We start from the raw sequence: 10,367 nt of genomic DNA, 5'->3' as shown, positions 1-10,367 counted from the left end.
ACTTACATTGTTACTGACAGTGCAGGTGACACTCAGAGTTCTACCCTAACAATTTCAGTAACTCCAGTGTCAGATTTAAGTGATGATAGTGAAACTGTCACGATAGCTGAAGATACAACCGCCACAGGCAATGTGTTAGATAATGCTGAAACAGCAGACGGTCCAATGACCGTTACCAGCTTTACTGTTGGTGGGAATACGTATAATGCAGGTGATACCGTTACTCTCACTGAAGGTGAGTTAACTTTAAATACCGATGGTAGTTACACTTTTACACCGAATGATAACTTTAATGGCAGTGTGCCAGTGATCAGCTACACCATTACCGATGGTGCCGGTGATACCGATGTGTCGACCTTAACGATTGCGGTCACGCCGGTGAACGATCCACCAGTTGCGGCTGATGATAATTTTAGTGTTAACGAAGGCGAAATCGTCAGTGGCAATGTGATCAGCCATGATGACGGCGATGGCGTGATGGATAACGATGGTGGCGATGGTGCTAGTCTGAGCGTGACTCAAGTCAATGGCGTTGATTTAGTCTTTGATCCATTAACGGGTGAAGCCCGTGTAGATATCAAAGATGGTTTTATCTTAATCAAGGCTGATGGCAGTTTCACTTACACCCACAATGGTAACGATCTAGTAGGTGCACCACCAAGCTTTAATTATACTTTAAGTGATGGTACGGATGTTGATACCGGTACTGTGACAATCGCAGTAACACCAGTGAACGATCCACCGGTTGCAGAAGATGACGGCTTTAATATTGATGAAGGGGAAAGCGTTTCAGGCAATATTATACTTCATCACGATGGTGATGGTGTTATCGATACTGATGGTGGTGACGGTTCAACATTAGTGATAACTCATATTAATGGCATCGAACTAAGCTTTGGAACAGATGGCTTTGCTATTATTAATGTCGAAGGGGGTATTTTAAGTATTAATGCTAGTGGCGACTTTACTTATCAAAATAGTGAAGGCTATGTTTTAGACGCTACTCCACCAAGTTTTGAATACACTTTAACTGATGGTATTGATAGCGATACAGCCAATGTAATTATTACTGTTAATGACTCTGCTCCAGTTGCTGTCGATGACAATAATTACATTATATACCGCGAAAAGGATGGGAAATCAAGGATCGAAGGTATCCGAGGAAATGTCATAAGTAAAGGTAGTTCTGGAGATAATCAGGATACCTCAGTTGATGGAACCGTAACCTTAATTCAATTTGAATTTGAAGGCCAAGTATACATTTTTGATACTAACAATACTTCTTACATTATAGATACGGGGTTTGGTATTTTTACTATGTATGATACAGGGAAGTATAACTTCATTTTAGCTTCAGGGACTGATGTTAATACTATTCCTACATCGATTGAATTCGTTTACACCATCCAAGATGGTGATACCGCCAATCCTGAAACAGATAATGCGACTCTAACCATTTATTTTGAAAGTGCAAATGCTAACAACGCCAACGATACTAATGATGAGAGCTCTGCTTTATCTAACGGCGAACTTATCGACTTGTCTTTTAGTGAATCTGCTACCAGCCAAAGTCTAGGCAATCAAGGTTCAAATCTTGCAACTGATTATGATTTAAGTGATCTTTTGGTGCAAAGCCAGAGTGAAACTTTTATGTTTGATGAATTTTCGCAAAGTGACTTAAATACAGATCAAGAAAGTGAAGTTACAGTTATCTATGCAGACGAAAACTTGACCTTAGAAAATATTGATCAGGTCGACGCACTTTCAAATACTGAAACAATAATCACCAATAATTTCTTAAATAAAGGTGTAACATTGAACAGTGATGCGTCATCAGAAATTGTGCCATTGCCCATTGAACTCGACACTTCAGACCAGATATGATTAAGTCGAGTAAATTAAGTAGCAAAACATAACAAGTACAATGAGCTAATGATGAGATGTACTTTCCAACATCATTAGCTTATTGGCTTTTTTAAGGGATAACATACTAGGTGCAATCAACAGTGCAACAGTCAACTCAATGGACAATTAACGCTTCACAAAAGTTAAGTTCAGACCCTCTGTTAGACAGTTTAGTGCTTATAACAGAGCATTATGGTAACCCGTGTTCTCCTGAAGCGCTCGCGGCTGGTTTACCACTTACTGGTGCTAATCTTACACCAGAGCTATTACCTCAAGCAGCATCTCGCGCAGGGTTGAGTGCAAAATTAGTGCGTAAAGGCTTGAATGAATTACCCTCAATGTTGTTACCTTGTATTTTGATGCTAAAAGATAAAAAAGCCTTAGTATTACAAGAACTCGATATTGAAAAAAATATAGCAACAGTTTCTTTACCTGAAACTGGTGGTGAAGAACAGTTAACAATAGAGGAATTAGAATCGAGTTTTGTTGGTTATTTATTTTTAATAAAGCAGCAATATCGCGGTGATAGAAATTTTGATGTTCATCTTAATAGTTCAAAAGAACATTGGTTATGGCAGAAAATTAAGAATACTTCATCGATATACCGAGATGTAATTATTGCGTCAGTAATGATCAATGTTTTTGCTCTGGTATCACCACTTTTTGTGATGAATATTTATGACAAAGTGATACCTAATCTCGCTTTTGAATCGCTTTGGGTACTCGCCATTGGTGCCGGTGTCGCTTATATTTTTGATTTTATTTTAAAACAACTTCGTGGTTATCTAATTGATGTTGCAGGCAAGAAAATTGATATTGAAGTTTCTTCAAAATTATTTGCTAAAGTGATTGGTATACCGCTTGAAAAACGCTCCCCAAGTGTCGGTGGAATGGCAAAGCAGCTGAGTGAATTTGACAGTGTTAGAGAGTTTTTGTCTTCTGCGACAATAAGTGCCTTAGTTGACTTACCTTTTGCTGTGCTTTTTATGTTTTGTATTTGGCTTGTTGCAGGAGACTTAGTGATGTTTCCAATTATTGCCTCAATACTTATCATTGGCTACACATTATTAAATCAATCTAAACTGCGTAAAGCGATAGAAGAAAGTAATAAGTTTTCGGGTTTACGCCATGGACATCTGATTGAGTGTTTAAGCGCTTTAGAATCTATTAAAGCTAATGGCGCAGAAGGTGTTGTGCAAAGAGCTTGGCAGCAAATGGTTGGTCATACCTCGACCTGGTTACTTAAATCTAAAATGATCACTAATTCGGTCTTAAATTTTGCGAGTTTTATTGTACAAATATCAGTAGTCGCCGTTGTAGTGTTAGGTGTCTATCGGGTATCAGAAAACTTAATCTCGATGGGGGGAATTATAGCGGCTGTTATGTTAACCGGTCGTGCTATATCTCCTATTGCTAAGCTTGCTGGCCTAATGACGCGCTCTAATCAAACCTTAAGTGCTTTGAAACAACTTGATACTTTAATGGAGCAAGAAGGCGAATTTGAAGACAAAGCTCATTTGGTTAGTCGAACAAAACTCAGCGGCAATATAAATGCTGAAAATATCAGTTTTAAGTACCCTAATGCAGAAAGTGACTCTTTGCAGCCAATGTCAGTAAAAATTAATCAAGGAGAAAGAATCGCCATTGTTGGCCATAATGGTTCGGGTAAAACAACGCTAGCTAAATTACTATTAGGTCTTTATCAGCCAAGCAAGGGTAGCATTCAATTTGATGGTTTAAATCACCGGCAAATTCACCCTAGTGACTTACGAAAAAACATTGGCTATTTACCACAAGATATTGTCTTATTTCATGGTACCATCCGCGATAATATCCTCTTTGGTACTCGTCAAGTTACTGAATATCAACTTATTAGAGCGGTTCAACTGTCTGGTGTCAGTGCTTTTACCGATCATAATAGTCAAGGCCTTGACCAACAAGTGGGGGAAAGTGGTAGTGCATTATCACGTGGTCAAAGACAGTCAATTGTTTTAGCCAGAGCGATATTAAATTCACCTCAAATATTACTGTTAGATGAGCCAACCGCGAGTCTTGATGCTCGTGCTGAAAAGAAGTTTATTGAAGCAATCAATGCAACGGCAAAAGATCGCACTATGTTATTAATTACCCATAAAATGGATTTATTAAAATTGGTTGACCGCATTCTTGTTTTAGATAAAGGTAAATTGATTATTGACGGTCCAAAAGATAAAGTATTAGCGCAACTCAAAGGCGAAAATTTAAATCAAGAGGCGAACTTATGAAGGTTAGCCAACAAGACCTAGAAATGGCTGACGATGTATATGGTGCAATGCTAACGGAAGTGCCAAGTTTACATCGGTTAACTATATGGGCAATGGGTGGATTACTTTTTTGTTTTCTTATTTGGTCATATTTTTCTGAACTTCAACAAGTTACTTCAGGAATGGGCAAGGTAATACCATCAACTCAAGTACAAATTATACAAAGTTTAGATGGTGGTGTATTACAAAAACTCTTTGTTCAAGAAGGTATGCAAGTAATTAAAGGGCAACCGATTGCAAGTATTGATGATACTCGCTTTAGATCTGACTTTGCAGAACAAAAACAGGAGGTGAGTAGCCTAAGAGCGAATGTCATTCGCCTTAGAGCCGAGCTTTCAAGTATATTGATTGGTGTTAGCGAAAGTTGGCAACGACAAATAGAAATAAATATAAAAGTACCCGTTTACCCAGACGATTTACAACAAAACGCTAAGTTTATGGTTGAAAGACAACAAGAAGAGTATTCTGGAAGAATAGACAATTTAATCAATCAATTAGCAATTCAAGCCCAGCAGATACAACAAAGGGAACAAGAAGTTGCTGAATTAGTTTCGAAAATTAATACCTTAAAAATAAGTTATGAGATAGCCAGTAAAGAACTCGACTTAACACGACCGCTTGCAGAAAAAAACATTGTTTCAAAAATCGAACTCTATAAGTTAGAACGTAGCGTGAATGAGCTTAAAGGTGAATTAAGTGCGGTTCGTTTGTTAGCACCAAAATTAAAGTCTGCCATACAAGAGTCAATTTTAAATCGTCGAGAAACAGCACTTGCTTATAGAACAGAAGCGAGATCAGAGCTTAATGAATTAGAGAATAAACTATCTCGAATTAATGAATCACAGGTTGGTGCTCAAGATAAAGTAACGAAAGCATTAATTTTATCGCCGGTTATTGGTACTATTAAAACCATACACATTAATACCTTAGGTGGAGTCGTTAAGCCGGGTGAAACCATTGCTGAAATTGTGCCCACCGAAGATAAATTGATGGTTGAAGCAAAAATTAAGCCCAGAGATATTGCGTTTATTTATCCTGGGTTGCCAGCTGTTGTTAAGATCACTGCCTATGACTTTACAAGATATGGCGGGTTAACGGGTAAAGTAGAGCACATAAGTGCCGATACAACACAGGATGAAGAGGGAAACAGTTTTTATCTTATTAGAGTACGCACAGATGCTTCAAGCATTAAGAATAAAAATGGCAAAGAAATGCCAATTATTCCAGGTATGCTAACAGATGTTGATGTTATTACGGGTAAACGAACAATTTTAGAATATATTTTAAACCCCATATTACGGGCGAATGAGGCTGCACTAAGGGAACGGTAAGGCTTGTCTACTAGCAATTAATAATAATAAGAATATGGAGTATTTATAAATAACATTATGTTTAAATTAAATAAAGTAACTATGGTTTGGTGTTTAGGCTTATCGGGATTATATTCCGCTAATAGCTATGCCCAAAGTTTAGAGGCAGCCGTTGCAAACGCACTTGATACACATCCTGATATTCGTCAGACATTTGCACGATTTAAATCTAAAGAAGAAGATGTTAATCGTGCCTCAGCAGGCTATTTTCCAACTATTGATTTAACTGCTGGTTATGGTTATGAATATACAGATACTCCCGGAAATAGACGAAATGCTACCATCGGCGATGACGGTGAAACTGAATTAGCCCGTGGTGAATTTGGTGTTAGTATTAAACAAATTCTTTTTGATGGCATGTACACGAGTAATGAAATAGATAGAACTAAATTCGAAGCGAGCGCTGAGCAATGGACATTAATTGCCAATGCAGAAGATCTTGCGTTACAAGTGGCTAAAGCCTATTTAAATTTTATAAAAACAGATGAGCTTGTTAAATTATCAGCAATAAACATTGCCTCACACCAAGTCATTTATGATCAAATAAAAGAACGTACTGATTCAGGCCTGGGTAATATTGCTGACTTGTCTCAAGTTACAGGCCGGCTAGCTCGCGCGCAAGCTAACATGATTTCGGCGCGTAATAATAACCTTGACGCTAGGTCACAATTTATTCGTTTAACGAATACACAACCGAGTAACCTTGTGCTACCAGTACCTGATGCCGATATGTTACCTAAAAATAAAGCAACGGGGTTAACTCTAGCAATAAAACGTCATCCGGTAATTAAAGCTGCTCAACAAGATATTAATGCGGCTCGTTCATTTAAAAACTCAATAAACGCTAGATATTATCCAACCTTATCTTTAGAACTCGGCGTGAATTCTGACAATGATGTTGGTGGTGAAAGTGGTATTAATCGATTTGGCGCTGACGTAGGTGGTCATCGAAACGATGCAACAGCAATGCTGCGCTTACGCTACAACTTTTACTCGGGTGGAAAAGACATTGCTACCGAACGAAGTGCAGCCTATAAAATTTCAGAAGCGCAGGAAATTAATTATAACGCTCACCGTCAAGTTACTGAAAGCTTTGGTCTTTCGTGGAATGCTTTTGAAATGTTAGCTTTACAAAAAACATATCTAAAGCAACATGTTATTACATCTAAAGATACACAGGCAGCCTACAAACAGCAGTTCGATATTGGGCAGCGAAATCTTCTCGATCTGCTTGATACCGAAAATGAATTGTTTCAAGCTCGTAAGGATTACCTTGATGCAGACTTTAATGAATTGAGCGCTCAGTATCGTTTGTTAAATGCAACAGGCCTGCTACTTGATTCATTGAGAGTAACAAGATCATCAAAATGGAAAGGTGAACACGAATACGAACAAGGAGCTTACAATGAATAAGTTATCAATTAAGCCAATAGAAGTTACTGCAAAATATTTAATGGTCGCTTTTGCAGTAATATTTATTAGTGCTTGTGCTGATACTCCTGTAGTCATATTAGAAGACTCGGTACAGCAGCTTTATGATTTAACTGATTATGACAGTGATGGTGTAGTAAAAGCGCGTGAAAAATGTGATGGGACTTCTATTGGTGCTGCGATTGACAATTATGGTTGTGGTACTCAAACGTCTAAAATAATGCCTTTTAAAATTGATGTTAAATTTGTTAACAATTCTTATCAACTGTCAGACCAAGCAAATGAAGACATCAGTAAGTTAGCAGAACTTCTTAAAATGAATCCGCAAATCAATGTAGTGATTGAAGGGCATAGCAGTAAAGTTGGCGTGGCAAAATTAAATCAAGTGCTGTCAAATAATCGCGCTAAAGCAGTTGCTTTGGTACTAATCAATGATTTTAAAATTAATGAAGAGCGTATCTCTTCAATTGGTTATGGCTTTGAACGCTTAGAAAACTTAGCAGATACTGAACAAGCGCATGCTGAAAATCGTCGTATAATGGCCGAGATATCTCATATAGAAAAAATTGATGATCTCAAATGGACCATTTATACGGTGAATCAAGCTAATTAATTATTAATGAGTAGCATTAGAAGAAGTTCTTTTTTTAAATGGATGGTCATCAAACCCATTCAAATGCTTCTCATCACCACAATATGTTTAGCGGCTATATTTGCTCAATCTACACAGCCCCTTAATGAAAAAGAAATTGTCACATCATTAGAAAAAAGTTATGGAGAAAGAGCAGGTAAAAGAGGCAAAGCCTGGTTTAAATTAATGCAACCAAAAGTTCAACATTCCCCCTTAGAAACATTACAAGAAGTTAATCAATTCTTTAATATGTTTAGGTTTATTGATGATAGTAAACTTTGGGGGGTGAGCAATTATTGGGCGACACCTATCGAATTTATCGGTGTTAATGGTGGCGATTGCGAAGACTATTCAATTGCTAAATATTTTACCTTATTAGAGATGGGTATTGCGGATGAAAAAATGAGGATCACTATGGTAAAAGCCGTCAAACTTAATCAATACCATATGGTACTCGCTTACTACGAAACGCCTAGTGCCGTACCATTAATTTTAGATAATCTAGACGGTGTTATAAAACCCGCAAATCAGCGCAACGATCTGATCCCTATATATAGTTTTAATGCCAGTCAATTATGGTTGAACAAAGCAAAGGGGCAAGGAATTCTTAGTGGAAAATCATCAAAGCTTAAACTTTGGCGAGACTTAAGACAGCGTATAACTACTTCAAAACTTAAACAACCCAAAATTAAAATGGAGTTTTAAGACCATGACCCTATTTAGAGAAATAAACTCATTACTGTTCGCACTTTTTTTACTAGTTATGACCAGTTTAGTTTATTTTCAATTTACACAAACCCGCGACTTTATGAATCAGCAGATGGATTCTGATTTAAACAACACTATAACTTCGTTAGGTTTAATGCTGAGGCCTCATCTTGAAACCGGAGATGTAGCCACAGCAGAAACCTTGGTTAATGTCATTTTTGAAGGCGGCTTCTATCGCAAGGTGACCCTTAAATGGCTAGTTGATGGCAAAGAACAAATTTGGGAAAATCCAATTGTTATTGAAGGGGTTCCACAATGGTTTATAAATCTAGATTTATTTGCCATACAAAAAAAAGAAAGTTTAATTACCTCAGGTTGGTTGCAACTAGCAACAATTGAAATTGAAGGTCATCCTGCGTTGGGTTATCAAGAATTATGGCGTGTGATGAATGACACTTTGATGATTTTATCTTTGCTTTTTATTCTTTCTATTATTGTTTTAAGGTTCAAATTGAACCGAATTTTAAAACCGTTACATAATGTAGCTATACACGCGAAAAACATTTCACAACGTAAGTTTGGTCAAGACCTTGAGTTACCGAAAACTATAGAGTTACAAGATGTCGTTGGCGCGATTAATTCGATGTCAGGGCAGTTAAAACAAATATTTTCGACCTTGGATGAAGAGGTTAATGAATTAAAAGAAGATAAATTTATCGATCAGGTTTCTCAATTGCCTAATCGACAATATTTGTCTGCACAAATCAATAATTGGTTAAATGAGCCTGGTTTTGGCGGACTTATTTTAGCTAAGTTTGATTGGCTTGAAGATGTTCATAGTAAGTATGGCTATCAAGGCCGAGATGAAATTATTAAAGTTGTGTCAAAACGAATGCAAGCCGAGTTGCCAGAAATCAGCGAATGTATTATTGCACGAATTGCCAACACCGAATTTGCATTTTTGATCACTAAAGCAGAAAAAAGTGTCATAAAAGTCTACTTACAGTCATTAATTCGGATCATTAATCAAGAGATAGCGAAAGCAGGTTGCACACCTAATACTCGCTTTGCCTTAGGTGTTAGTCAACGCATTGATAACATGAATTCGGCTGACTTGTTATCTCAATCTGATAATGCACTACAACAAGCACAACGCGAGCATAAAATAAGTCATTGGATAGATGCGGATCAACCACAAAAATATAGCCGTGAACAATGGCGCAGTAAATTGGTTGATTCTATTAATAACAACCATTTTAGTTTTCAATGGCAGCCAATTTTAGCTATGACGACTCAACAAGTTATTCAGCGCGAAATATATTGTCGTTTATACATAGACAAACAAATTGTCACCGCATCTGAGTTTATGCCATTTATAGAGTTGTTATCGTTAGGTGCTCAGCTAGACAGATGTTTATTGCAGTCAATCGAACAGCAGAATATTTTGGCCCTTGCAGATGAGGGCATCGCGATTAATTTAACGCATGATAGTTTAAAAGATCCACAATTTATTCATTGGTTAGCGCAATACCTTAAGCAATCCGCCTATGCCGAACGTATTTCTTTTGAAATACCCGAATCAGCAGCCATAACCTCGTTTGAGCAATGTTATCAGCTAGCAGAAATTGTAAGAGCAGCGGGTGCTAAGATAGGTATTGACCAGTGTGGTCGTCAAATTGGCTCTTTAGAATATTTACAAAAACTCTTACCTAATTATATAAAATTAGACTTATCTTTCGCTTATTATGAGAAGTTAAATCACAATAAAGAACTTTGCCGTGCGCTAGTCAATGTGGCGAAAGGACTGAATATCTCGGTTATTATTACCGGAATTGAAGACCAAGCGCAATTAGCAGATTTTAATTCATTAAAAGCAGAGGGTTATCAAGGCTATATTTCTCCAGTTGAAGACGTTGATATTAATCTCAGTTAAATTTATGGGTATTAAAGTTTTAATGGCTTAATAATTTAGCTCTCCTATCTAGATTAAGTGTTTTTTAGGCACTATTTTATGAAAGA

7 protein-coding genes are annotated in these 10,367 nt (G+C 37.2%); all 7 read left to right on the top strand.

The window, feature by feature from the left end; genetic code table 11:
* A partial coding sequence (locus H4J76_RS18545; RefSeq protein ID WP_182231069.1) for a cadherin-like domain-containing protein occupies window positions 1–1,884 on the top strand: 1,884 nt, incomplete at its 5' end.
* A 110-nt stretch (window positions 1,885–1,994) separates the two neighbouring features.
* Complete coding sequence (locus tag H4J76_RS18540) at window positions 1,995–4,169, top strand: type I secretion system permease/ATPase (RefSeq protein WP_182218377.1); 2,175 nt, start codon at window positions 1,995–1,997, stop codon at window positions 4,167–4,169.
* Window positions 4,166–5,539, top strand: coding sequence for an HlyD family type I secretion periplasmic adaptor subunit (locus H4J76_RS18535; RefSeq protein ID WP_182218375.1), 1,374 nt, complete (start codon window positions 4,166–4,168; stop codon window positions 5,537–5,539). Before H4J76_RS18540 ends, H4J76_RS18535 begins: the two co-directional genes overlap by 4 nt.
* A gap of 57 nt (window positions 5,540–5,596) precedes the next feature.
* Window positions 5,597–6,991, top strand: coding sequence for a TolC family outer membrane protein (locus H4J76_RS18530; RefSeq protein ID WP_182218374.1), 1,395 nt, complete (start codon window positions 5,597–5,599; stop codon window positions 6,989–6,991).
* Entirely contained in the window at window positions 6,984–7,622 is a 639-nt protein-coding gene (locus H4J76_RS18525) for an OmpA family protein (protein ID WP_182218372.1), read from the top strand. Before H4J76_RS18530 ends, H4J76_RS18525 begins: the two co-directional genes overlap by 8 nt.
* A 6-nt stretch (window positions 7,623–7,628) precedes the next feature.
* Window positions 7,629–8,345, top strand: a complete 717-nt coding sequence (locus H4J76_RS18520) for a transglutaminase-like cysteine peptidase (protein ID WP_259364844.1) — start codon at window positions 7,629–7,631, stop codon at window positions 8,343–8,345.
* 4 nt (window positions 8,346–8,349) lie between these two features.
* Window positions 8,350–10,281 (top strand): EAL domain-containing protein, encoded by a 1,932-nt coding sequence (locus H4J76_RS18515; protein WP_182218370.1) that lies wholly within the window; start codon window positions 8,350–8,352, stop codon window positions 10,279–10,281.
* The last annotated feature ends 86 nt before the right edge of the window (window positions 10,282–10,367 follow it).

Origin of the sequence: Colwellia sp. BRX9-1 (assembly GCF_014077195.1) — a bacterium.
Lineage (GTDB): Bacteria > Pseudomonadota > Gammaproteobacteria > Enterobacterales > Alteromonadaceae > Colwellia_A.
Note: the sequence above shows the minus strand (reverse complement) of the source record. Positions and strands in the feature narration are given on the sequence as shown.